This window comes from Kribbella speibonae (assembly GCF_004331375.1).
Lineage (GTDB): Bacteria > Actinomycetota > Actinomycetes > Propionibacteriales > Kribbellaceae > Kribbella > Kribbella sindirgiensis.
Window position 1 is genome coordinate 1,023,265 of record NZ_SJKC01000003.1, and the last position, 23,870, is coordinate 1,047,134.

Here is a 23,870-nt window from a genome sequence, read left to right on the forward strand (position 1 = left end):
CGCTTCACATTGACAGGCGAAACATATGATGTCTAGCGTGCTGTCCACAGTTCAGAACGCTGGGGAGCAGATGTGATCGACGTTCCGCGGTTCGGTCTCGGGTGCGCGCCGCTCGGCAACCTTTTCCGGCAGTACTCCGAGGCGGAGGCCGACGCGATCCTCGACGCGGCCTGGGACGCCGGCGTCCGGCACTTCGACACCGCGCCGCACTACGGGCTCGGACTGTCCGAGCAGCGGGTGGGCCGCTTCCTCGCGACGAAGCCGCGCGACGAGTACGTCCTGTCCACGAAGGTCGGCCGTCTGCTGCGGGAGGATCCGTCGTGGGACGGCGCGGCGATGGCGGCCGGCGGATTCGTCGTCCCCGCGCGCCTGCAGCGGGTCCTCGACTACTCGGCCGCCGGCGTACGGGCGTCGGTCGAGGAGTCACTCGCGCGGTTAGGGCTGGATCGGGTCGACATCCTCTACGTGCACGACCCGGAGTTGTCCGGAGTCCCCGGTGCGACGGAGTCGGCCTTGGCGGCACTGGCCGAGTTGCGGGCCGAGGGGACGGTCGCGGCGATCGGCACCGGTTCGCTCGGTATCGACGCGCAGCTGACCACAGTCCGCACCGGGCTGGCCGACGTACTGATGGTGGCGAATCGCTACACGCTGCTGGACCAGAGCGCCGTACCGGAGCTGGTGGAGGCGTGTGACGAGTACGGCGTACGGATCGTGGCGGCGGCTGTGTTCAACAGCGGGCTGCTCGCTTCGACGCCGAGCCGCGACGCGAGGTACGACTACGAGGCCGTGCCCGACGAGGTCTTCGCTCGTGCGCTCGAGATCGACAAGGTGTGCGCTAGCTACGGCGTCGACCTTCCCGCCGCCGCGCTTCAGTACCCGCTGCTCGATCCACGCGTCATCTCAGTTGTCGCAGGCGCCGCGGCCCCTGATCAGCTACGCCAGAACCTGGCCCACCTCGACGCCCCGATCCCACCGGCGCTCTGGCAAGACCTCGCAGCGATCGGGGTGCCTCCTCCTCGCGGAGGAGACACCCCGGGTCTCAGGACGTCGTGATCGTGTAGCTGGCCGACGCCGTCGGCTGGGCGCCGTTGCTGGTCGTGACCGTGAACGAACGCACGCCTTGTCTGCTGGGGATTCCGGTGATCGCGCCGGTGTCGGCGTCGAGCCTCAGCCCAGCGGGCAAGGACCCCTTGGTGACCGTGAACTTCCGGGTCTGCGGTGTGTTGCTGGTGAGCTTGTACTCGTACAACTTGCCGATCGTCCCCGCGGGCGGCGGGTCACCGATCAGCTGTGGTTGCGCAGTGGTCACCGTCTGCGGGGCGCCGACCGGGGCACCGGTCAGGTCGAGCTCCTGCAAGGACCACTCGCGGTCGGGTGTGGTCATCGTCAACTGCCAACGCTTCGTGGTGTCGCCCAAGGCGGCGCGCTGCTCCGCGGTGAACGCGCCCGCGTTCCTCGCCGACTCCCAAGCGCGGACTGTTGCCAACAGCTCCTTTCCTGCTGCCGTGTCGCCCAGCGAGAGCGACGCGTAGTACTGGCTGCCCGCGTTCCAGGACGCGGCGACCGCGAGGGCGCCGACGATCGCGTCCTTGCGGGCCGGCGTGAGGTTGGTCTGACCCATCATTCCGGGCAGGAAGTTGGCCCGGTAGAACCGGTTGTTGCGGATCACCTGGTCGAGTGAAGTGATGTTCGGTTCGCCCCAGCTCATCCGGGTCTGGACGCTCCAGGTGTTCGACGAGATCCGGCTCGCCTCGCTGACGAAGCCGTCCGCGGCGGCCGGGCCGAGGTCGCGGTAGAACCCGTTCACCATCCGCGCGACGCCGTACGAACCCCATCCGCTCTGCGACGCGGACTCCAGGCCGTCGAACGAGATCCCCTTCAAGCCGGCCTTCCCGTACAGCGAACCCAGGCGGCCGGCGACCTCGTCGATGATGTCGAGCCCGCCGATCGCACCGCCGTACGAGTTCTTGACGACGACCTGCGCCTCGTCGCCGGGGGAGTGTGCTGCCGCCACGGACGACCAGTATCCGCGCGTGATCCCGGTCAGCTTCCACTCATCGTCGCCGACCTTCTCCTGCGTGGTGTAGCGGATGAACTCGTCGCCGACGCGGAGAAGGTCAGCGGGTCCCGGCGTGAGCCGATCCACGCCGTCGACGTACAACTCCGTGCCGTCAGCCGCGACTGCCCTGGTCAGGTCAGGGCCCGGCCGTACGGCGAGACGCTTGTCGGCCGGTGCTTTCAGGTAGGCGTCGTTCGGCTCGATGAAGTCGGACAACGTGTGCGCCCCGAACTGCACACCGCGCTGGTTCACGCCGGCGACCGCCGTGGCGAGCGCATCGTCGCTGTTCTGGTAGCCGTCGTTGAGACCGTAGTGACCCGTCGACTTCCACGGACCTCGTCCGCCGCTGGCGTCGTAGATCCAGTCGAGGCCCGCCTGCCGCGCGAGGTCCGCGTAGGCGGTCGCGTTCTGCGAGTTCGTACTGAGCCAGAACTCCGACGCGGAACTGGCCTGGGACACCTTCTGCCATTGACCGTTCAGCGTCGGGTGCGGCTGGTTCTCGCCCACCTCGATCTGGCTGAGAACGGCCGGAGCCAGGTCCGGCCCGCTGCCGAACAGCGCGATCGACGACCCGATGATGGACGCGTCCGGACCATGCAACGGGCCGAGTTCGAACGTCGCCGGGCCACCGAAGCCGTTGACCTCCTGCCGCGTACGCCGCTTGCTGTAGTCGTCGGTGTACGCGCGCAACAGACTTCCCCACGGCGTGACGGCCGCCGCACTCCACTCGTACATCGTGTCGACCTGCAGATCGTACGGATTCTTGATCACGTCGGCCGCGAACCCGTACTGCTCGTCCTCGATCGGCCAGGCGCCGACCGTCTTGTCGTTCAACGGCCGCAGACCGATCGCGAAGTCCGGGTCGCGTACGACCCCGACGGCTTCCCCGACTTCCTGGTCCGCGTGCGTCCGCGGATTCACGACCGTCGGCAGCGGCCCCCAGAAGGCGGTCTGCACATCGGCCCCCGGCCGGGCGCGCAGGTCACTGATGACGAGCGTGGTGTACGTCGGCCTGCGCTCGACCGTCACGTCGACGGTTGCGCTGGGCAACTTGAACTGGAGGGTTCCCGGCCGCCGCGGTGTGACGCCCGTCGGCTCCTCGAGCTGTCCGTCCACCATCAGGCTGATCAGCGGAGCGGACTTGCCCGGGGCCAGGTAGTCCTTGCCGGAGCGGATGTCGGTCAGTGCCGTGACGCGTCCGTTGGAGCTGAGCCCGATCGACAGGAAACCTGCCTCGATGCGCAGCGGCGGCGCGGCGTCCGCCGGTCCGGTCCAGAACGACGACAGGGCGAGCGCGACAGCGACCAGACTGCCGGTGATCCGTCTCTTCCTCACGCGCGGCTCCTTCGGGTCGAGTTATGTGAGAAGGTCGCATAACTCGGCCCATTGAAGCGACGCAACGTGCCGCCGTCAAGACCCGATGGTCCGGATCTGCTTGCGGGTAAGGGATTCTCAGCGTCGGTTCGACAGCGCTGCCGGAGTCGGCTCGCCCGCGCCGTCGACCGCGTGCAGCCGCGCCTCGACGTCGTCGAGGGCGAGCCGGACGGCGCCGAGCGATACGCCGCGGCCGCCCAGCGTCGACCAGCGGACGTCGATCTCCCACGGGCAGTGGGTGGCGAGCGCGGCCTCGAAGTCCGTCCGGAACTTCGGGCCGAGGGCGGCCAGTTGCCCGCCCAGCACCACGGTGTCCGGGTCGATCGTGAGCGCCATCGCGGCGACGCCGACGGCCAGGTCGCGCGCGACCGCGCGCAGGATCCGGTGCGGACCCGTCGCGCCCGCGTCGAGTGCCGCGAGGTCGGTCAGGATGCGGTCCCAGTGCAGCATCGGCATCGTGCCGACCTCGCCGGCCCGGCGATGACGCCCGCGGTGCAACTGCCCGTCGAGCACCACGCCGGCCGTGATCCGGCGACCCGCATGGATCAGGAGTACGTCGCGGACGTCGGTGGCCGCGCCCGTCCAGCGTTCGGCGATCGCGGCGACGTTGCCGTCGTTCTCGACGAGGACCGGGCAGGTAACCGCTGCCCGTAGTGCGCCGGCGACATCGATGCCGGTCCAGTCCGGGAGCGTCGTACTCAGCGAGATGCGGCCGGCGTCGACGATTCCCGTCGTACCGACTCCGAGGCTGAGCAGCGGTGCGGGCGTGGCTACCTGCTGGATCGCCTTGTCGAGGAGCTTCCGGGCGGCATTGAGCCGGCGTCGGGCGGTCCAGTCCAGCTGGGCCTCCGTAGCGGCTTCGGCCAGGACCGTACCGGAGAGATCGGTGACCAGGCATTCGATCCTCGCGGCGCCGAGGTCGATCCCCGCGACCAGCCCCGCGCCCGGCCGAAACCGGAACCGCCGCGCCGGCCGTCCAACGGCGCGACGAGGCTCGTTTTCCTTGCCGTCGGCATCGACCGCGGCCCAGCCCTGGGTCAGCAGGTCGGCGAGGGCCTCCTCGACCGTCCTGCGGGACAGGCCGACGCGGGTCACGAGCTGCGCGACGGTCTGCTGCGTTCCGGCCTCGAGGGCGCGCAGGACCGCGGAGCGATTGATCCGGCGCAGCAGCGCCGGGTTCTCCCCGGAGAGGGTCCTGCCGTCGGTCATGCCGCTCCTTCCGGCAGTCACCTTACGCGGCGTCCCCGGATTCCCTCAGCCGGTCCGCAGCGGTCCGGACCAATCCAACTCCTGAACGATTCAGTTTTTCGTAGATGTGTGAATTAGACCTTGTTCAAACATCTTTGCTCAGATACGGTCACGTCCAATCAGATCCCTGTGACGACGCGTGCGAGGGGAGTGAGGACTGATCAGCACCTCAGCCAGCCTGCGGTACCTGGGACGGCGCCTCGGGTTCTACCTGGTGACGTTCTGGGCGGCGTTGACCTTCAACTTCCTGATCCCGCGGTTCATGCCGGGCGATCCGGCCGCGACCATGCTCCGCCGGATCCAGCAGTTGACGGGCCAGGCGCCGACCCCGGACCAGATCCGCTCGGTGCGCCTGTTCTTCGGCGGCGCCCGGGAGAACCTGCCGGCGCAGTACCTGCACTACCTGAACGATCTCGTGCACTTCCGCTTCGGGCTCTCGTTGAGCGAGTACCCGACACCGGTCAGCGATCTCATCGCGCAAGCCCTGCCGTGGACCCTGCTGCTGGTGGGGACGACCACGGTGATCGCCTGGATCATAGGAACTGCGCTGGGTGCGTACATGGGCTGGAAACCGGGCAGCCGGTTCGACGCGATCTTCGCGCCGACCACGACGTTCCTGCACGCGATTCCGACGTTCTGGCTGTCGCTGGTCGCGCTCTGGGCGTTCGCGTTCAAGCTCGGCTGGTTCCCGGTCTCGGGTGCCTATGATCCCGACGTGCCGTACCAGATCAACAACGTCTGGTTCCTGCTCAGCATCCTCAAGTACGGCGCGCTGCCGGCGCTGACCCTGATCTTCATCGGGTTCAACGGCTGGCTGTTCACCATGCGGAACGTGATGGTGACGACGGTCAGCGAGGACTACGTGCTGCTGGCGAAGGCCAAGGGCCTGCCGACCTGGCGGGTGTTGTTCAAGTACGCCGCACGCAACGCACTGCTGCCCAACGTCACCGGACTCGCGCTCGCGATCGGCGGCATCCTCGGCGGCGTCCTGCTGACCGAGGTGGTGTTCACCTATCCCGGTCTCGGCCACCGGCTGTACCGGGCGACGGTCGATCACGACTTCCCGGTGATGCAGACGATCTTCCTGCTGATCACGCTCACCGTGCTGATCGCGAACCTGATCGCCGACTCGATCTACGTCCTGCTCGACCCGCGAACCAGGGACGAGGCCTGACCCATGCTGAACGGATTCCTGCGCAACTCCAAGGTCCGCATCGGACTCGGCGTCTTCGCCGCCTTCCTGCTGCTCGCCCTGCTCGGCCCGTGGTTCGTGTCGTCGGTGATGGACACGACGCCGCGCGCGATCGACTACGACGCGTTGGGGCAACCGCCCAGCGCGAACCATCTCCTGGGTACGACGTTGCCCGGCTCCGACGTCCTCGCCCAGGTGATCGTCGGCGCCCGCGGCTCGGTCTTCGTCGGGATCACGAGCGCCGTTCTCGCCACGGTGATCGCCGCGCTGGTCGGCGTACCGAGTGGGTTCCTTGGCGGCCGGCTCGATCACGGACTGACGGCGTTCACCAACCTGTTCCTCACGCTTCCGAGTTTCGCGCTGACGCTGATCATCGCGGGGTACGTGCAGGGCGCGGCGTGGTGGGTGATCGCGCTGATCATCGCGGCCTTCGAATGGCCGGGCGGCGCCCGGACCCTGCGGTCGCAGACGATGTCGCTGCGCGGCCGCGACTTCACCGTCGCGATGCGGATGCTCGGCGAGTCCAAGACCAGGCTGGTGTTCGCCGAGGTGATGCCGCACATGACCGGCATCGTGTCGGCGATGTTCCTGCGCGCCTGTGTCGCCGGGGTGTTCGCCGAGGCGGCGTTGAGCTTCCTCGGGATCGGCACCACCGGCAGCGTCAGCTGGGGCACGATCATTTCCGAGGCGCAGGGGCAGAGCGCGATCCTCAACGGGCTCTGGTGGTGGTTCGTGCCGCCGGGCCTGTGCATCGCCCTGCTCGGCACCGCCACCGCCCTGGTCAACTTCGGCATCGACGAGATCAGCAACCCGCGGCTGTCCGCCGCGAACCGCAAGCTGATGAAGCGCTTCCGTCGCGCCGCCGAACCGGAGGTGGCCCGATGAGCGAGGTCCTGCTGGAGGTCGACGGTCTCACGGTCGAATACCTCTCCCAGACCGGGTCCGTGAAGGCCTGTGCCGACGTGTCATTCACCTTGCATCGAGGTCAGATCCTCGGCGTCGCAGGCGAGTCCGGCTCGGGCAAGTCGACTCTGATCACTGCGTTGACGAGGTTGCAGCGGCCGCCGGCGGTCACGTCCGCCGGGCGGCTCGTGTACCACTCGTCGGACGGCGACAAGGTCGACCTGCTGACCCTGTCGGAACGCCAACTGCGTGCTTATCGCTGGTCGGAGCTCGCGATCGTGCTGCAGAGCGCGATGGACTGCCTGAACCCGGTGATGCGGCTGGGCGACCAGTTCGAGGACGTACTGCGGCACCATGACCCGCAGCTGACGCAGCGGCAGGCCTGGGAGCGGGCCGAGGAACTGGTCGCGATGGTGGGGATCGGATCCGAGCGGCTGCGGTCGTACCCGCACGAGCTGTCCGGCGGCATGCGGCAACGGTCGTTGATCGCCCTCGCACTGGCCTGCGATCCGGACCTCATCGTGATGGACGAACCGACGACAGCTGTGGACGTGGTGATGCAGCGGCAGATCCTCGCCCAGCTGCTGAAACTCCAGGACCAGCTGGGCTTCGCGGTCGTCTTCGTCACGCACGACCTGTCGCTGCTGCTCGAGCTGGCCGACCAGATCGCGATCATGTACGGCGGCCGGGTCGTCGAGCTCGGCTCCGCCAGGGACATCTACACCGCGCCGAAACACCCGTACACCCGCGGTCTGCGCGACTCGTTCCCACCGCTGCACGGGGAACTCACCACGCTGCGCGGCATCCCCGGTTCGCCGCCCGACCTGCGGACCCCGCCGCCCGGATGCGCGTTCCATCCACGCTGCGCCGACCGGCTGGACGGCTGTGACCAGCGGATCCCGTTGCTCCGCCCGGTCGGCCGCAACGACGTCGCCTGCTTGCTGTACGAGGAGACCCCATGAGCATTCCGGTGCTGGAGGCAACCAATCTGAGCAAGGAGTTCCCGGTACACGGCCGGGGCTCCCGCGGTACGACGGTCAAGGCCGTGCAGAACGCCGACGTCACGCTGCACAAAGGCAGCATCGTCGCCCTGGTCGGCGAGAGCGGTTCGGGGAAGACCACTGTCGCCCGGATGCTCGCCCTCGCGTACCCGCAGACCGCGGGCACGATCCGTCTGAACGGCGCGGAGGTGTCGCACGCCCGGAACGCCGAACGCTCCTACTTCCGTCAGGTCCAGCTGATCTTCCAGGACCCGTTCGCGTCGCTGAACCCGCTCCACAAGGTGCGCTACACCCTCGGCCGGGCGCTGCGGATCCATCAGCGCTCGCTGCGCGGCAAGGAACTGGAGGAGCAGACGCTCGAGCTGCTGCGCAAGGTGAATCTGACGCCGGTCGAGCAGTTCATCGACAAGTTCCCGCACGAGCTGTCCGGAGGTCAGCGCCAGCGGATCGTCATCGCCCGGGCGCTCGCCGTACGGCCGAGTGTGCTGCTCGGGGACGAACCGATCTCGATGCTGGACGTCTCCATCCGGCTCGACATCCTGAATCTGCTCGCGAAGCTCCGTGACGAGGAGGGCCTGGCCCTGCTCTACATCACGCACGACATCGCGAGTGCCCGGTACCTCTGCGACACGATCCAGGTGATGTACGCCGGTCAGATGGTCGAAGGCGGCCCGCGGGACTCGGTGATCCAGTCGCCGAAACACCCGTACACGAAGCTGCTGCTCGACTCCTCGCCCGACCCGGGCCGGTCGCTGCGGTCGGGCGACGCCGGTCTGTTCGACGTGGCCGGCGATCTCGGTGAGCCGCCGAACCTGGTCGACCCGCCGGCCGGCTGTCAGTTCCACCCCCGGTGCCCGTTCGCGATGGACGAGTGCCGGCAGACATTCCCCGAACGCACCGAGTTCCCTGATGGCCAGTGGGCGCACTGCTGGCTGCATCAGAAGGACAGGGGCCACGTCCTGGAAGGAAAGCCATGATGCATCGCAAGCCGAGACATGCCTTGGTCGCGCTCGCCGCGGCCGTCACGCTCGCGGCCGCAGCCGTCGGGTGCAGCACCGACAAGGGGACAGGCGCCGGCGGGGGCAGCACCGGCGGGAAGTCGGCGGTGGACACGCTGAACATGACCGCGTCCGCCGCGGCGCCGACCTTCGTGAAGAACTGGAACCGGTTCTCGCCCGCGGACAAGAAGAGCCCGGCCACCAACCTGCTGTACGAGCCGTTGATCCGGATCGACCACCTGGCCGGGAAGAAGCCCGAGCCGTGGCTCGCGGAGTCGTTCGAGTGGAGCCCGGACGGCAAGACGCTGACCTTCAAGCTGCGCACGGACGTGAAGTGGTCCGACGGTACGCCGTTCACCGCGAAGGACGTGAAGTTCACCTTCGAGGCCCCGAAGGCGAACCCGAAACTGACCCAGAACTCGCTCGGCTTCAAGAGCATCGCCACCCCCGACGACCACACCGTCGTGGTCAGCTACGACGACGTCGCGTACCAGAAGCTGGCGTCGTACGGCGACGAGCGGATCGTGCCGCAGCACATCTGGTCGCAGCAGAACCTGGAGACCTGGACGAACCCCGACCCGATCGGCACCGGGCCGGCCAAGCTGACCAAGTTCTCGCCGCAGCAGATCACGTTCGACTGGCGGGACGACTACTGGGGCGGGAAGTCCAAGGGCGTCAAGCACATCAACATCAAGCCCTTCGCCGACCCGCAGGTGGGCAAGGCGATGATGCTGAACGGGCAGCTCGACTGGAGCACGATGTCCTGGCAGGACGCCGACAAGCAGTTCGTCGCGAAGAACCCGGCGACCAATCACTACTGGACCTACCCGACCGGCGGTGACGAGGGCCTGAACTTCAACGTCGCGAAGCCGCCGCTGGACGACGTCCACGTCCGGCGTGCCCTGTACGGCGCGGTCGACCCGGAGAAGCTGCTCAAGCTGAACGTGACCGGCCAGAGCCCGACGAACGCGACCGGGTACGACGCGAAGGTGTACGGCGACCTGCTCGCGCCCGAGTACAAGGACAAGCCGCACACGCAGGACCTGGCCGCGGCGAAGGCCGAGCTGGCGCAGGCGTCGTACAAGCTCGATGCCAATGGCAACTTGTCGAAGGGCGGGAAGTCGTACCCGCTGACGATGAAGCCCGTGGTCGAGTACTCCAACTGGAGCGCCTGGGGCCTGGGGCTGGCCGAGCAGTGGCGGACCGGGCTCGGCGTCAACGTCAAGGTGGTGCCGACTCCGGAGGACCAGCTGTGGGGTCAGATGGCGAAGGGCGACTACCACATCGCCCTCGACTGGCAGGCCGGCGGCAACACTCCGTGGGCCGGGTACGACGGCGTACTGAACAGCGCGAACGGCGCTCCGCTCGGCCAGGAGGCGTCGACGAACTACACGCGCTGGCAGGACAAGACGACCGATGACCTGCTGGCGAAATGGCGGGTCACCAACGACGAGGCGAAGCAGAAGGAGTACGCCGCCGCGTTGCAGAAGATCGTCGTGGACAACGTGCCGTTCGCGCCGCTGTTCACCGCTGCATGGTTCATCGAGGTCAACTCCACCCGATGGACCGGCTGGCCGGACCCGGCGAGCGCGGAGTACGTCCCGCACTCGCTGCTCGGGCCCGAGACCATCCTCACGATTCAGAACCTCACACCGGCCAAATAGCGCTAGTGGTGTTCGGCAACACCCGTGACGAACGCGGCGGCGGTGGTGAACGTCAGCGGTGGTTCGGGGTTCCAGTGCAGCACCTTGCCGGTGCGGACACCCGGGACCTCGGACCACCCGGGGATACCGGCCAGGCGATCGGCGCCCAGTGAGTTCGGGCGCTGGTCGTACAGCACGAGGTCGGCAGGATGCTTCGCGGCGAGCTCGGTCCACGTCACCACCTCCCACCCGCCTGCGGTGGTGGTCGGCGTGAACTGCACGCCTGCATCGGCCAAGAGGTGCAGGCTCGGCCAGTAGGCCGGGTTCGCCACGTAGGCGTCGGTTTCGGTGCCGCCCGACAGCGCAACCACCTGCACCGACGGGTTCTCACCGAGTGCGTCGAGCGCCGACGTCAGGTCAGCTTCGGAATCCGGGAGGTCGGTCGGCGTCAGTGCGCTCGCCAGCTCGTGGAAGCGGCAGATGACGGCAGGAAGCGTCCGGTCGCCGGCGATCCCGATCAGCACACTCGGCGCGAGCCCTTCGAGCTCGTCGGCGACGGCCGGCGTGACGCCGTACACCTCACCCGCATAGGTGACACCCACTACGAGGTCGGGACGGAGGGACTTCACCAGGTCGAGGTCGATACCGTCACCGGAGCCGACGCAAGGAAGGTCGAGCCCTGCCGCCGTTCCGCTGTCGGCATGGTGCTGAGAACCGAAGTACCCCACGACAGGTACGCCGAGCTGCTCCAACGTCTGCGCCGCCTGAGCATACGCAAGCACCCGCACCGGACGACCGGCCAGCTCAACGTGCTGCTGCCGATCATCGTCGAACGACCAACCACTGGATTCCATGCCGGCACATTCCTCCCGTCGAGTAGACACGCAGAGACCATCATGAAACGTCTCACTGCTCACCGCAGCGGTACAGCGTGTCAGGAGCGCCGCCGAGAACAGTTGGACGGCCGGCGCTCGCCGCGGGAGGCTTGCTGCCGTAGGCCGCGGGCGCGACGACAGTGGAGTGCTGCTCGATCCAGGCCTGGCGCTTCTGCTGGACGGCCGCTCGGGCGCCGTTCGAGGGCATCGGTTGCGTCTGCTGGCCGGGCGCGGCGCTCAGGATGTAGCGGAGGGTGTCGTCGTTCACCCAGCGCTGGAGCTGGTCGGTGGAAGGCACGTCGTCCTGACCGCCGAAGCCGCCCATACCGATGACCGTCGAGTCGGTCTCCATGATGAAAGGAGCGACCGCACCGGAGGCGCCGTTCACGGCGAGCGCGATCTCGGCGCCATCGCCGTTGCGCTCGGCGTACTCGAGGATTCGCCGCTGCTCATCGGTCAGCTTCGTCTCGCCGGACCCTCCGCCGATAATCACCAGGCCCGGACCGCCGGGTCCGCCCGGAGTCCGCCGCCCCGGACCGGGCTGGACCACTGGTGCGGGACCGGTAGGCGGGGGGCCTGGCGCTATGGCCGGACCCGCCGCTGGGGTGTTGCCGTTGGGATTGACCGTGGCGGCGGCCACCGACCAGACACCTGGGGTGAGGAGGAACGCGGCGACTGCGACGGCCAGCGCGGGGCGGCCGATGGCGGTACGTCGTACGACCGAGAACCGTCCGACGATCAGAGCGACGACGGCAGCGCCCGCGACGACGACAACCGCCCAACGACACCAGCCGTACCAACTGGTGTCGCGGGAGACCAGCACGAACGCCCAGGCCGCGGTGATCGCGATACCGGCCGGCAGCAGTGCCCAGGCGTCCGAGGCTCGGTACCAGCGCCACAACACCGCCACACCGGCCGCGCAGATCGCGGCGACCGCCGGGGCCATCGCGGTCGTGTAGTACGGATGCATGATCCCCTTGGCGAAGCTGAAGACGAGCGCGGTGATCAGCAGCCACCCACCCCACAGGAACCAGCCCGCCCGCCCCGCCGGATCCCCGGCTGCCGTGCGGCGCATCGCCCGTACCCCGGCCACCGACACGACAAGCAGCACGAACAACGCCAGCGGCAGCAGCCACGAGATCTGCCCGCCGACCAGCTCGTTGAACATCCGGAGCAGCCCGGGATCCCCACCGAACGACCCGCTCTTCGTCTCGCCGTTCGGCGTACCGATCACCATTCCGCCGCCCTGATCCCCGCCGAAGATCCGGCCGAAACCGTTGTACCCGACGATCAGGTCCCACGCGGAGCCGTCCGCGCTGCCACCGACGTACGGCGTGCTTCCCGGCCACCAGTCGTGCAGCGCGACCCACCAGAACGACGACGCCACCAGCACACCGCCCGCACCGAGCAGGTCGAGGATGCGCCGCTTCAGCGGGCCTGTGGTACCGACCAGGAACGCGAGCGCGACGGCCGGTACGACGATCCATGCCTGCAGCATCTTCGTCAGGAACCCGCACCCGACGAAGAACGCGCACCACAGCAACCACGTCGTACGACGACGCGCCGACGGCGCCTGCACCGACCGCGTGACGGCGTACGCCGCGGCGACCAGGAGCAGGACCAGCAACGTGTCCGGGTTGTTGTCGCGATTGATGACGACCGTGACCGGGGTGAGCGCGAAGATCAGCGCCGCGAGCAGGGCGACGTTCTCACCGGCCCACAAACGCACTGTGCGATGCAGGAGGAACACGGCCGCGACGCCTTCGATCACCTGTGGCAGCAGCAGCGACCAGCCGTGGAACCCGAAGACCAGGACGGAGATCACCTGCGGCCAGAGGGCCATCGGCGGTTTGTCGACCGTGATCACGCCGTACGGATCGAACGATCCGAAGAGGAAGTTGGAGAAGCTTTCGGTCATCGACCTGACCGCGGCCGAGTAGTACGTGTTGCCCAGCTGCCCGCCGCCGATCTCCCAGACGTAGAGCAACCCGGCGAGCAGGCAGATCGCCACCAGCGCTCCCGTCCGCCACCGGTTCCTTGCCGCCATCAGGTGTCCTTTCCTGGCTGGAAGGCCCAGCGCCGAAGTAGGAGAAATCTTCCGGCCTGCGTGCAGCAGGAGCTGCCAGGCCAGGTCACCCTCGCGGCGTCCGAGTACCGCGTCCGGGTGGGTCGCTCGAGGCTCCGGGCGGCGGGGGAGACCTGCCACGCGTGCCCGCCCGGAGGCCTTGGCCCGCGCCATCCTGAGTAGTCCGCGGACGTCGTCCCAGGCGGTACCGATCACGTCGACCCGGCTGTCGGTGTCCTCGACCCAGTCCACCGGTACCTCGTGGATCCGCAGGCCGTTGTGCTCGGCAAGCAACAGCAGTTCGGTGTCGAAGAACCAGGAATCGTCCTGGACGTGTTCGAGCAACGGCCGGACGACGTCGGTCCGGGCCGCCTTGAACCCGCATTGCGCGTCGGTGAAGCGTGCCCCGTGCATCAACCGGATCAGCTGGTTGTAGGCGCGCGAGATGAACTCCCGCCGCGGGCCGCGCACAGTCCGCGCCCCCGGCGCCAACCGCGACCCGATCGACAGATCCGAGTGCCCGTTGACGAGCGGAGCCACCAGCGGCAGCAGCGCTTCGAGGCCGGTGGACAGATCCACGTCCATGTAGACCACGACGTCCGCGTCGCTCGCACTCCAGGCCTCGCGTAACGCCAGCCCCCGGCCCTTGCGGTCCAGATGCACGACCCGGACCCGCTCGTGATCCGCCACGAGCGACCGCGCGACGTCCAGCGTGCCGTCGGTACTGGCGTTGTCCACCACGGTGATCGTCGAGCGGAACGGGAAGCTCGTCGTCAGGAACTCGTCCAGCACCCGCAGACACCCGGGCAGCGAGCGTTCCTCGTTGAAAACAGGCACGACGACGTCGACGGTCGCGGTCTTCGCCGGAGCCGGCGGCTCGGTTCCCGTAGTCATGGCAAAGGTCTATCGAGGTCGGCCGATGGGGGACCGATGGCCGTTCCATAACAAATCCATAGGTCCCGGCTGCGAGGATGTCCTGGTGCGGATTCTGTTGGTCGAGGACGAGCAACCGTTGGCGAAGTACGTCGCGACCGGATTGCGCAAACACGGCTACGCGTTCGACGGCCGGACCGCGCTCGACAAGTGCGAGGTCACGCCGTACGACGTCGTCGTCCTGGACCGGGACCTCCCGGTGCTGCACGGTGACGCGGTGTGCCGGCAGTTGGCCGCGACGGGGACGTCCCGGATCCTCATGCTGACCGCGTCCGGTGCGGTCGAGGACCGGGTCGACGGCCTCGCGCTGGGCGCCGACGACTACCTGGGCAAGCCGTTCGCGTTCTCCGAGCTGATCGCCCGTGTCGGGGCGCTCGCCCGGCGCAGCACACCGGCACGGCCGCCGGTTCTGCGCGTCGCCGACGTGGCCCTCGACCCGGCCCGGCGTACGGCGGAACGCGCGGGCCGGCCGCTGTACCTGACGCCCAAGGAGTTCGGCGTACTGGAGCAACTACTGGCTGCCGATGGCGATGTGGTCAGCGCGGAGACCCTGCTGGACAAGGTCTGGGACGAGCACGCCGACCCGTTCACGAACGCGGTCCGGATCGCGATCGGCACGCTGCGCCGCAAACTCGGCGACCCGCCGCTGATCGAGACCGTGACGAGCGCCGGCTACCGGATCAGCGCATGCGCCTCCACCTGACCGCCCGCGCCCGGCTGACGGTCCTGTACACGGGCATGGTCCTTGCTGCCGGCATCGTTCTCACCGCGCTGACCTATCTCCTGCTCCGCCGAGCGGTGGGCAGGCGGCTCGCGGTCGTCATCTTCAACGTGGACGGCACTCCCGGACCGCTCCCGCCGCTGCCGAACGACAACCACCAGGTCAGCCAGAAACTGCAGCAAGCGACGTTGGACGCGTTCCTGAACCAGGCCGCGATCGCGCTGACAGTGGTCATCGTGCTGGCCGCCGTACTCGGCTGGCTGGTCGCCGGACGCGTCCTGCGACCGATCCGGAGCATCTCGGCCACAGCCCAGCGGCTGTCCCTGGAGAACCTCTCCGAACGGGTGCCGGTCACGACACCCGCCGACGAGCTCACCACCCTGGCCGGCACCGTCAACGGGATGCTGGACCGCATCCAGCAAGGGATCGCCGAGCGCGATCTGGTGCTGCACAGCCAGCGCATGTTCACCGCGAACGCGGCGCACGAGCTCCGGACGCCGCTGACCACCATGCGCACGGCCATCGACGTGACGCTCGACGGCAGACCTGACAGCGATGAGCTGCTCACCATGACGCGGGACATCAAGGCGGCGGTCGAGCACAGTCAACGCACTCTCGACGGGCTCCTCGAACTGGCCCGCAGCCAGGCCGGCTCCGGACCGCGGCATCTGGTCGATCTCGCCGACGTCGTGACGACCGTTCTCGAGACGGCGCCGGTCCGCGACCTCACGGTGCGCAGCGATCTGCTGCCTGCGCCGATCACCGGCGTACCCGTTCTGATCGAGCGGATGGTCGGCAATCTGGTCGACAACGCCATCGCCTACAACCAGCCAGGCGGTCGCGTCGAGATCGCCACCGGCCGGGAGGACGGCCTGGCGGTACTGCGCATCGGCAACAGCGGCGCCGTGGTCACGCCGGATCAGGCTCAGCTGCTGCTCGAACCTTTCGTCCGTGGCGACGGCGCCCGGCTGCACACCGACGCCGGCGCCGGGCTCGGCCTGTCCATCGTGCAGGCGATCGTCACCGCGCACGACGGTGAGATCACCGTCACCGCCCGTCCGGCCGGTGGCCTGGACATCACGATCCGCTTCCCTCCAGCCGAGCACCGAACCGCTGCTCGACTGCCTTGAGGGTCTCCTCGACTGTCTGACCATCGACCACGATCACGTGCGCGTCGGTCCCCTCGAGCTGACCGCGGATCAGCTCCCAGCCCCAGATCAGACCGCCGTGCTCGCCGCCGGGATTCCTGCCTTCCAGCCGTACGAGCTGTTCCTCCTTGGAAGGCATCAACCACACGGCGTTCTCGGCGACCCCGGCCATCGCGGGAGTGACAAAGGCGCCTTCGACAACAACCGAGGTCTTCACCGCCTGGACGTCCTCGATGATCATCGGCCGACGATCAAAGTCTCCCGGCCCGCTCCCCAACACATGAAGCCCCGCCGCAGCCGCACGCTCCTCATGATCGCGTGCGTGCGCATCCACGCTGTACCAGACCAACCCGTACTTCTGCGCCAGCAACTGGCTGACCGTCGTCTTGCCGGCGCCCGCCGGTCCACCCACCCAAAGAATCATCTACTGCGAGTTTATCGGCGGTGTCCTAATCGCTCGGAGCTGACAGTTGGACTGTCTGGCCGGTGCTGATCGAGGCTTCGATCGCGCAGATGATCTGGGTGACGAGGACGCCGTGGTCGATGCCCGGTCCGAGGTCGCCGCCGTCGACGAGTCCGGCCGCGAAGTCCTGCACCATCCACACCGCCGGGCCGACCTGTGAGCGTCCGATCCGGCCGGAGACCGGCCACACCGACCGGTGCTTGTCGCTCACCACGGTGAGGCCCTGATGCGACAGATCCGCGGTCACCGACCCCTCGGTGCCGATCACCTGGAACCGGAAGTCGACGATGCCGTCCCCGGCATCCGGAAGTGTCCACGCCGAGGAGAGTGTCGCGGTCGATCCGTCGTCGAAGGTGACCAGGGCGTGCACCACGTCCCAGGTGTCGATGCCGCGCTGGGCGAGGACACCGCGAGATCCCACCGCACTGACCGCCACGGGCTTCCGGCCGGTGAGCCAGAGGACGAGGTCGAGAGTGTGCGGCATGAGGAACCAGGCCGGTGACGACTGAGCCGCCCACGACAGCATGGTGGTCGGCACGAAGAACGAGTTGCTCAGGGTGGCCGACGCCGTGATCGGCCTGCCAAGGTTCGCCATCGCTGCCTTGGCTTGTACGACGTGCGGGTTCCAGCGGTTCTCGAAGCCGACGAGGCATCGAACGCCCGCGCGGTGGACCGCAGCGGCGATGGCGCGGGCGTCGTCCATGGTCGTGGCGACCGGCTTCTCGATCAGCAGATGCTTACCGGCGTCGGCCACATCGACGGCGATCTGGCGGTGGGCGAAGTCGGGGGTCGCCACGATCACGGCGTCCGGATCGAAGGCCCCGAGCAACTCGGAATGCGACGCGGTGACGGGTAGACCCGTGGCCGCCCTGGCCTCCTCGGCCACCTTGGTCGACGGCTCCGCGAGCCCGACGACAGTGACGTCCGGCTGTCCCTGGAGAGCCTCGGCGAACAGCCTTCCGCGCAGCCCGGCGCCGACAATGCCTATGGTGACCATCAGAACAGTGTGAAGCCGCCGTCGACCTTGACGACAGAGCCGGTCATGAAACTGGACGCCTCACTCGCGAGGAAGATCGCCACCGGCCCCAGTTCCGGCGGCAGCCCGTACCGCTTCATGGCGGCGGGATCGACACACCACTGCTTGAACTCCGGCTGGTCGACGGGCGACATCTCGGTCAGGAAGTACCCCGGCGCCATCGCGTTCACGCGGATCCCGTGCGGCGCCCACTCGGCCGCCAGCGCCTTGGTCAGCTGATGGACCGCGGCCTTGGACGACAGGTACGACGCCTGCCAGCGGGGCTGGTTGACGATCTCTGCCGACATCGAACCGACGTTGACGATGGTGCCGCCGCCGCGCTGCGCCATCCGGCGTCCGACCGCGCGACTGCAGTACCAGACGCCGTCGACGTTCACAGAGAACACGTCGTGCCAGGCGTCGTCGTCTCGAAGGCCCGGCCGGCGACACCGATACCGGCGTTGTTGAGCAACACGTCGATCTCCCCGAACTCGGTACTCACCTGCTCGACCGCACGTTCGACGTCCTCGACATCGGACACCTCGAGTTGTACGCCGTACGCGCGAATGCCGAGCTCGCGCAGTTCGGTCGCGGCGGCTTCTGCCGATGCGAGCGTGCGCGCCGACACCGCCACCGCCGCACCCGCGTCACCGAGCGCCTCGGCCATCGCCCGCCCCAACCCCCGGCTACCACCGGTAACCAGAGCAACCTTGCCCTCGAGAGAGAACTTCTGCATCGCGTTCATGGCGTCCTTTCGGCAGAGTGGCCGTAATCGTCAGAGGGAGATCTCGTAGAGGTCGCCGCGGAAGACGGAGACGGTGTGTTCGAAGGGCCGGCCGTCGCCGGTTTCGGAGGTGACGATCGTCTGCAGGCAAGGGAGGGTCGGCTCGATGCGCAGGTGCTCGGCCTCGTCGGGGCGGGGCAAGCGGGTCGAGACCACGATGCTCTTCCGCACGATGGTGATGCCGTACTGCGTGGCGAGCGTGTCGTAGAGGGACTGCTCGAGGTTCGCCGCCAGCAGGCCTGGCAGCAGTGGCGCCGACAGGGTGCTGACCTCGAATCCCAGTGGTACGCCGTCTCCCAGCCGCACCCGCTTGATCGAGTACACCTGCGCGTCCTCGGGTGCCTCGAACCACTCGGCTTCCTCGGCGGTCGAGCGCCGTACGGTGGCCTCCACGAGCACGCTGCTCGGCCGGCGGCCGGATGAGCGCATCGCATCGGTGAACGACGCGGCGCTGCCCATCATCTTCGTGACCCGGGGATGCGCGACGAAGGTGCCGCGACCGGGTACGCCGCGGAGCTGGCCGTTCTGGGTCAGGATCTGGAGCGCGCGCCGGACCGTCATCGTCGACGCACCGAACTCGGCGGCGAGCTCCTTCTCGGTCGGGATCCGCGCCCCGGCCTCGAGCGTCGCGATCCGCCCTGTCAGGTCCTGAAGGATCTCTTCGTACTTGTGCGCCACCCTGCCAACCCTAGTGCAATCGACTTCCAGTCACCGCTTGGCTTGCCCGGCAGGCTCTGCTACGGTCAAGCAACCCTATGGTAATCAGAATACCCTAGGGATATCGGTCCTGGAGGTCGTGATGCGTGAAGGAAGACTCGCCGTCCTGGCGGCGATTGCCCTGGCGGGAGTGTTCGCGGGCTGCGCGCCCAGCACCGGGTCGAAGGCCGGCGATGCCGGCGGGGAGCAGGGCAGCGGCAGCGGCACGGTGAAGATGGTGCTGTGGCCGGGGCCCGAGGGCGATGCCATGGGCAAGGTGGTCGAGGCCTACAACGCCGGACAGGGCGCCAAGGACAAGATCAAGGTCGAGATGACCCTGCTGTCGCGTCAGGACACCTTCTCCAAGGAGGCGACGCTGATGGCGGCCAAGTCGAGCCAGCAGGACATCTACTTCGTGGCGAGCTACAACGTCGGGCAGTACGCGAACTCGCTCGACCCGCTCACTTCCGTTGACGCCAGCAACTACTTCCCGGTGGCGGTCGACGGCCTCAAGTACCAGGACAAGCAGTACGCGCTGCCGCTGGACGTCTCGAACCACTTCCTGCTGTACCGCAAGGACCTGCTCGACGCGCTGCTCGCGGCGAAGAACCAGTGGCCTGCGTACCAGGCGGTGGCCCAGAAGGCGATCGGCGAGAAGCGCGACCCGAAGCCCGCCACGGACTGGGACTGGAACGACTACGTCGCGATGGCGGCCTGGTTCAGCAAGACCGCGAACCCGGCGGCGCCGACGCAGTACGGCACGATCCTGCAGGCCAAGAACCTGCTGTACAACACGATGATCTGGGACGACGTGCTCTGGGGCCAGGGCGGCTCGTGGACCACCTCTGACGGCAAGGCGAATCTGGATACCCCAGCGGCGGCCAAGGCGGTCGGGGTCTACAGCACGATCTACAAGAACGGCTGGACGTCCAAGGACAGTTCGCAGGCCGAGTTCCCCGAGACGCAGGCCGCGCTCAAGGCCGGTACGACGGCGTTCGCGCTGCAGTGGTCGGCCGGGTTCGCGGAGCTGAACGACAAGGCGAAGTCACCGCTCGTCGCGGGCAAGATCGCGATCGCGCCGGTGCCCGGCCACAAGACCCACGTGCACGCGCTGGCCGTGGCGCTGAACAAGTACTCCGGTAACAAGGGCGCCGCGACCAAGTTCCTCGACTATCTCGCGACGCCCGACGCGATGACGGCGTACGCGAAGGCCGGCGGTATCCCGGCGATGCCCGCCGTACTGAAGGAGAACGCGGCGATCAACCCGGCGTTCGGGCAGATCGCGGAGTCGATCGACAAGTACGGCTACTCGGTGCCGGTATTCCCGAACACCTTCCAGGCCTACAGCAAGCTCGCCGAGTCCCTGAGCGGCGCCTGGGTCGGCCAGCAGGACGCCGGTACGGCGCTGAAGACTGCGAACGCCTCGCTGCAAAAACTCCTTGGCTGAAGATGCTGAGACCAACCACGGCACGCGTGCCGAAGTGGGTGCTGGGTTCGCCGCTGATCATCTTCGCGCTGATCTTCGTGGCTTACCCGGTGTACCAAGGCATCCAGACCGGCTTCTACGGGCTGTCGCTGCAGAACCCCGAGACACTGTTCACCGGGTTCGAGAACTTCGGCACCGTGCTGAGCGATCCCGGGTTCCGGGCCGCCGCGCGCTTCACCGTGCTGTTCGCGGTGGCAGTGACCGCGGTGGAGACCGTGCTCGGGTTCGGCCTGGCGCTGCTCGTGAACCGGGAGTTCCCCGGGAAGAAGGTCTTCTTCACGATGCTGCTGGTGCCGATCATGGTGGCGCCCGCGCTGCTCGGCGTGATGTTCCGGCTGCTGCTCAATGGTGACATCGGCCTCGTCCCGGCGGCGCTGCGCAGCGTCGGCCTGGATGTCTCCCTGTTCGCGCCGGACACCGTGGTCCCGCTGCTGGTCCTGCTGGACGTCCTGCAGTGGACACCGTTCGCGTTCCTGATCATGTACGCCGGTCTGCAGTCCTTCCCGACCGACGTCCTGGAGGCGGCGCAGGTCGACGGGGCCGGGCGGCTGCGGATCGTGCGCTCCATCGTCGTCCCGATCATGAAGCCGATCATCTTCGCAGCGGTGTTCCTCCGGCTGATCGACGCCCTCCGGACCTTCGACGTGATCTACGTACTGACGGCCGGCGGGCCTGGGACGAAGACCACCACGATGAGCATCTACATCTACAAGACCGCGTTCGAGTCCGGGCAGTTCGGCCTGGCCGCGGCAGCGTCGACCCTCGTGATGATTGTCCTGCTGCCGTTCGTTCCGCTCTTCGTCAAGCGGATCGCGGGGTCGCACCGATGAGACGACTCTGGGGTACGACGATCGCCGTCGGCCTGATCGCCGTACTGGTGAACGTCCCGTGGTTCAACACGTTGTTCGTCAGCTTCAGGTCCGACGGCGACATCTCCCGGGGCGCCACCGCCGTCGGGACCCCGACGACCGACCACTACGCGAACGCACTCGGCGCCGCGGGGTACGACTTCCCGCGCTTCTTCCTCAACTCGGGGCTGATCGCGCTCGGCGCGGTCCTGCTCGTGCTGCTGATCGCGATTCCCAGCACGTACGCCGCGATCCGGCTCGGGTTCGGCGGCCGGTTCATCATGAACGCGTCCAGCGGACTTCGGTTGCTTCCGGCAATCTTCTTCGCGGTCCCGTACTTCCTGCTGATGTCGAACCTCGGTCTGCTCGACACCGTGCCGGGCCTGATCCTGGCCAACACGTTCCTCAACCTGCCGCTCGCGATCATTCTGCTGTCCGCGGGCTTCCGGGACCTGCCGATCGAGGTGGAGGAGGCCGCCAAGGTCGACGGCGCGAACACCTACCGGATCCTCTGGTCGGTGCTGATGCCGATCCTCGCCCCGTCACTGGTCGCGGTCGCGGTCCTGGTCTTCATCTTCTCGTGGAACGACTACCTGTTCGCCCTCGTCCTGTCGTCGTCGAACGCCACCCCGATCACCCTCGGCGCCGCGAACTTCGTGACCAGCACCGGTATCCGCTGGGGCGACATCTCGGCGACCGCCGTCCTGTCCACGTTGCCGCCGGTGCTGTTCGCCGTCTTCGCCCAGCGGTATCTGGTCAGCGGCCTGTCGGCGGGCGCGGTGAAGGGATGATCCTCGTCGCCGACATCGGCGGAACCAAACTCGCCGCCACCCGCGTCGCCGCCGACGGCCCCGCCGTTGACCTTCGCCAAACCCCGACCCCGGCCGGGCAGGGAGCCCTCGGCGTGGTCGACGCGACGGTCGCCCTGCTCGGCTCCCTGCGGCAGCCCGACGACATCGCCGTCGCCATCTCGACGGCTGGTGTCGTCGACACCTCCACCGGAACCGTGCTCGCCGCGACGAGCAGCATTCCCGGGTGGGGCGGGACGCGTCTGGCTGCTCTCGTGTCCGAGAGACTCGGCCTACCGACCTGGGTACTCGGCGACGGCAACGCCTTCGGCATCGGGCTGTCCCTCGAGTACAACGCGACGAACCTCCTCGCACTAGTGGTCGGCACCGGCGTCGGAGGAAGTCTGATCGTCGCGGGGGAACCGGTCCTCGGCGCCCATCACGCAGGCGGTCATCTCGGCCACATCGTCGTACCCGAGGCAGCCGGAATGCCCTGTCCCTGCGGGCGAACCGGCCATCTCGAAGCCGTTGCCAGCGGCCACGGAATCCTCGCCTGGTACCACACCCACGGCGGCGATCCCGCGGTCACAACCACCCGCGATCTGATCGACCGACCTGCGGACGAGCGGTCCAAGGCCGCATTGACAACCGGCGGTACGGCGCTCGGCGCGGCGGCCGGTGGACTGGTGAACGCCGTCGACCCTGAGCTCGTCGTCATCGCGGGCAGCGTCGCGCGGGCGGGCGAGCCGTGGGCGTCGGCGCTGCGCTCGGCGTACGAGAACACGTTGATTCCGTCCGTCTCGGCCACGCGGCTCGAGATCTCCACGGCTGGCGCCGAGACCGCGCTGCGTGGCGCGGCCCACTACGTGATGAGGAGGATGAGCGCATGATCGACGCGCGGCTCGCCTCGATCGAAGGGCGGCTCGTTGTGTCCTGTCAGGCCTATCCCGGTGAGCCGATGCGGTCTCCGGTTGTCATGGCGGCCGTTGCGCAGGCCGTTGTCGCTGGTGGCGCGGGAGGTGTTCGGGCGCAGGGGATCGAGGACCTGGAGGCTATTCGTCCGCTGGTCGACGTCTGCCTGATCGGATTGGTCAAACGCGGAGCCGACGGCGTCTTCATCACGCCTACAGTCGAGGATGCCTTGGACTGCGTCGCCGCCGGCGCGGACATCGTCGCCGTGGACGGCACGCGCCGGGACCGGCCCGACGGACAACCTTTGGCGGCGACCGTGGCCGCCGTGCACGCAGCAGGCGCCCTGGTGATGGCTGATTGCGGCAGTCTGGATGATGCTCTCTACAGCGTCGCAGCAGGCGCCGACTGCGTCGGGACCACACTGGCCGGCTACACCGGCGAGCGCCCCGTCACCCGCGGCCCCGACCTGGACCTACTCACCGAACTCGTCGCCCGGCTGACCGTCCCCGTCATCGCCGAAGGCCGCATCCGCAACCCCACCGAAGCCCAGTCCTGCCTGACCGCCGGCGCCTACGCCGTAGCCGTAGGAACCGCCATCACCCACCCCACCCGCATCACCCAAACCTTCGCAGAACACCTGACCGGCCGTGCTCCGCGGCAGGAGGATCAGCGGTTCTCCTACTGATCAGCGATGGACAGTGTTGACCGCCATACGGAC

Annotated in this window: 20 protein-coding genes and 1 pseudogene; 13 read left to right on the forward strand and 8 right to left on the reverse strand. The window is 68.1% G+C overall.

Annotation, left to right across the window (positions count from 1 at the left end; all coding sequences use genetic code 11):
• The first annotated feature begins 72 nt into the window (after positions 1-72).
• Positions 73-1,053 carry an aldo/keto reductase gene (locus E0H92_RS26230; protein ID WP_131498015.1) on the forward strand — a complete coding sequence of 327 codons (981 nt, stop codon included), beginning with the start codon at positions 73-75 and terminating at the stop codon, positions 1,051-1,053.
• Here E0H92_RS26230 and E0H92_RS26235 read toward each other — a convergent pair.
• Complete coding sequence (locus E0H92_RS26235; RefSeq protein WP_202873814.1) at positions 1,040-3,394, reverse strand: Ig domain-containing protein; 2,355 nt, start codon at positions 3,392-3,394, stop codon at positions 1,040-1,042. The two genes, E0H92_RS26230 and E0H92_RS26235, sit on opposite strands and share 14 nt — an antisense overlap.
• Positions 3,395-3,511: 117 nt before the next feature.
• The gene (locus tag E0H92_RS26240; RefSeq protein WP_131498016.1) at positions 3,512-4,642 is read right to left on the reverse strand and encodes an ROK family protein; all 1,131 of its coding nucleotides are present in this window, start codon (positions 4,640-4,642) and stop codon (positions 3,512-3,514) included.
• A gap of 253 nt (positions 4,643-4,895) precedes the next feature.
• On the opposite strand from E0H92_RS26240, the gene E0H92_RS26245 reads away from it, so the two are divergent.
• From E0H92_RS26245 to E0H92_RS26265, 5 genes are read left to right on the forward strand one after another with little or no spacing between them, the layout of a single operon-like run.
• A complete protein-coding gene (locus E0H92_RS26245) occupies positions 4,896-5,855 on the forward strand; it encodes an ABC transporter permease (protein WP_202873815.1) in 960 nt (319 codons plus the stop codon).
• Between the two features lie 3 nt (positions 5,856-5,858).
• Complete coding sequence (locus E0H92_RS26250) at positions 5,859-6,758, forward strand: ABC transporter permease (protein WP_131459626.1); 900 nt, start codon at positions 5,859-5,861, stop codon at positions 6,756-6,758.
• Positions 6,755-7,738 (forward strand): ABC transporter ATP-binding protein, encoded by a 984-nt coding sequence (locus E0H92_RS26255; protein WP_131498017.1) that lies wholly within the window; start codon positions 6,755-6,757, stop codon positions 7,736-7,738. The genes E0H92_RS26250 and E0H92_RS26255 overlap by 4 nt, the downstream gene beginning before the upstream one ends.
• On the forward strand, positions 7,735-8,754 hold the full coding sequence (locus tag E0H92_RS26260; RefSeq protein WP_131459624.1) for an ABC transporter ATP-binding protein: 1,020 nt from the start codon (positions 7,735-7,737) through the stop codon (positions 8,752-8,754). The genes E0H92_RS26255 and E0H92_RS26260 overlap by 4 nt, the downstream gene beginning before the upstream one ends.
• Positions 8,751-10,439, forward strand: coding sequence for an ABC transporter substrate-binding protein (locus E0H92_RS26265; RefSeq protein ID WP_131459623.1), 1,689 nt, complete (start codon positions 8,751-8,753; stop codon positions 10,437-10,439). The genes E0H92_RS26260 and E0H92_RS26265 overlap by 4 nt, the downstream gene beginning before the upstream one ends.
• 2 nt (positions 10,440-10,441) lie before the next feature.
• On the opposite strand, the gene E0H92_RS26270 is transcribed toward E0H92_RS26265, so the two are convergent.
• Positions 10,442-11,272, reverse strand: coding sequence for an ABC transporter substrate-binding protein (locus E0H92_RS26270; RefSeq protein ID WP_131498018.1), 831 nt, complete (start codon positions 11,270-11,272; stop codon positions 10,442-10,444).
• A gap of 52 nt (positions 11,273-11,324) precedes the next feature.
• A complete protein-coding gene (locus E0H92_RS26275; RefSeq protein ID WP_238173592.1) occupies positions 11,325-14,252 on the reverse strand; it encodes a glycosyltransferase family 39 protein in 2,928 nt (975 codons plus the stop codon).
• Between the two features lie 85 nt (positions 14,253-14,337).
• Between E0H92_RS26275 and E0H92_RS26285 the strand changes: the two genes are divergently transcribed.
• Both E0H92_RS26285 and E0H92_RS26290 read left to right on the forward strand, forming a co-directional pair.
• Positions 14,338-14,994, forward strand: coding sequence for a response regulator transcription factor (locus E0H92_RS26285; RefSeq protein WP_131498019.1), 657 nt, complete (start codon positions 14,338-14,340; stop codon positions 14,992-14,994).
• The gene (locus E0H92_RS26290) at positions 14,979-16,142 is read left to right on the forward strand and encodes a sensor histidine kinase (protein WP_202873816.1); all 1,164 of its coding nucleotides are present in this window, start codon (positions 14,979-14,981) and stop codon (positions 16,140-16,142) included. The genes E0H92_RS26285 and E0H92_RS26290 overlap by 16 nt, the downstream gene beginning before the upstream one ends.
• On the opposite strand, the gene E0H92_RS26295 is transcribed toward E0H92_RS26290, so the two are convergent.
• The 4 genes and pseudogenes from E0H92_RS26295 to E0H92_RS26310 form a co-directional block, all read right to left on the reverse strand.
• Entirely contained in the window at positions 16,090-16,584 is a 495-nt protein-coding gene (locus tag E0H92_RS26295) for a P-loop nucleotide/nucleoside kinase family protein (protein ID WP_131498020.1), read from the reverse strand. The genes E0H92_RS26290 and E0H92_RS26295 overlap by 53 nt on opposite strands.
• 25 nt (positions 16,585-16,609) lie before the next feature.
• Entirely contained in the window at positions 16,610-17,620 is a 1,011-nt protein-coding gene (locus E0H92_RS26300) for a Gfo/Idh/MocA family protein (RefSeq protein ID WP_131498021.1), read from the reverse strand.
• Positions 17,620-18,383, reverse strand: a pseudogene (locus tag E0H92_RS45670) (SDR family NAD(P)-dependent oxidoreductase). Before E0H92_RS45670 ends, E0H92_RS26300 begins: the two are co-directional and overlap by 1 nt.
• Positions 18,384-18,413: 30 nt before the next feature.
• Positions 18,414-19,100 carry a GntR family transcriptional regulator gene (locus E0H92_RS26310; RefSeq protein WP_131498022.1) on the reverse strand — a complete coding sequence of 229 codons (687 nt, stop codon included), beginning with the start codon at positions 19,098-19,100 and terminating at the stop codon, positions 18,414-18,416.
• 121 nt (positions 19,101-19,221) lie between these two features.
• Here E0H92_RS26310 and E0H92_RS26315 point away from each other — a divergent pair, with 121 nt between their 5' ends.
• Genes E0H92_RS26315 through E0H92_RS26335 form a run of 5 tightly spaced genes read left to right on the forward strand, consistent with a single transcriptional unit; the run spans position 19,222 to position 23,837 of the window.
• Positions 19,222-20,565, forward strand: coding sequence for an extracellular solute-binding protein (locus E0H92_RS26315; protein ID WP_131498023.1), 1,344 nt, complete (start codon positions 19,222-19,224; stop codon positions 20,563-20,565).
• A gap of 2 nt (positions 20,566-20,567) precedes the next feature.
• On the forward strand, positions 20,568-21,434 hold the full coding sequence (locus E0H92_RS26320) for a carbohydrate ABC transporter permease (protein ID WP_131498024.1): 867 nt from the start codon (positions 20,568-20,570) through the stop codon (positions 21,432-21,434).
• Complete coding sequence (locus E0H92_RS26325; RefSeq protein ID WP_131498025.1) at positions 21,431-22,243, forward strand: carbohydrate ABC transporter permease; 813 nt, start codon at positions 21,431-21,433, stop codon at positions 22,241-22,243. Before E0H92_RS26320 ends, E0H92_RS26325 begins: the two co-directional genes overlap by 4 nt.
• Entirely contained in the window at positions 22,240-23,130 is an 891-nt protein-coding gene (locus E0H92_RS26330; protein WP_131498026.1) for an ROK family protein, read from the forward strand. Before E0H92_RS26325 ends, E0H92_RS26330 begins: the two co-directional genes overlap by 4 nt.
• Positions 23,127-23,837 carry an N-acetylmannosamine-6-phosphate 2-epimerase gene (locus tag E0H92_RS26335; protein ID WP_202873817.1) on the forward strand — a complete coding sequence of 237 codons (711 nt, stop codon included), beginning with the start codon at positions 23,127-23,129 and terminating at the stop codon, positions 23,835-23,837. Before E0H92_RS26330 ends, E0H92_RS26335 begins: the two co-directional genes overlap by 4 nt.
• The last annotated feature ends 33 nt before the right edge of the window (positions 23,838-23,870 follow it).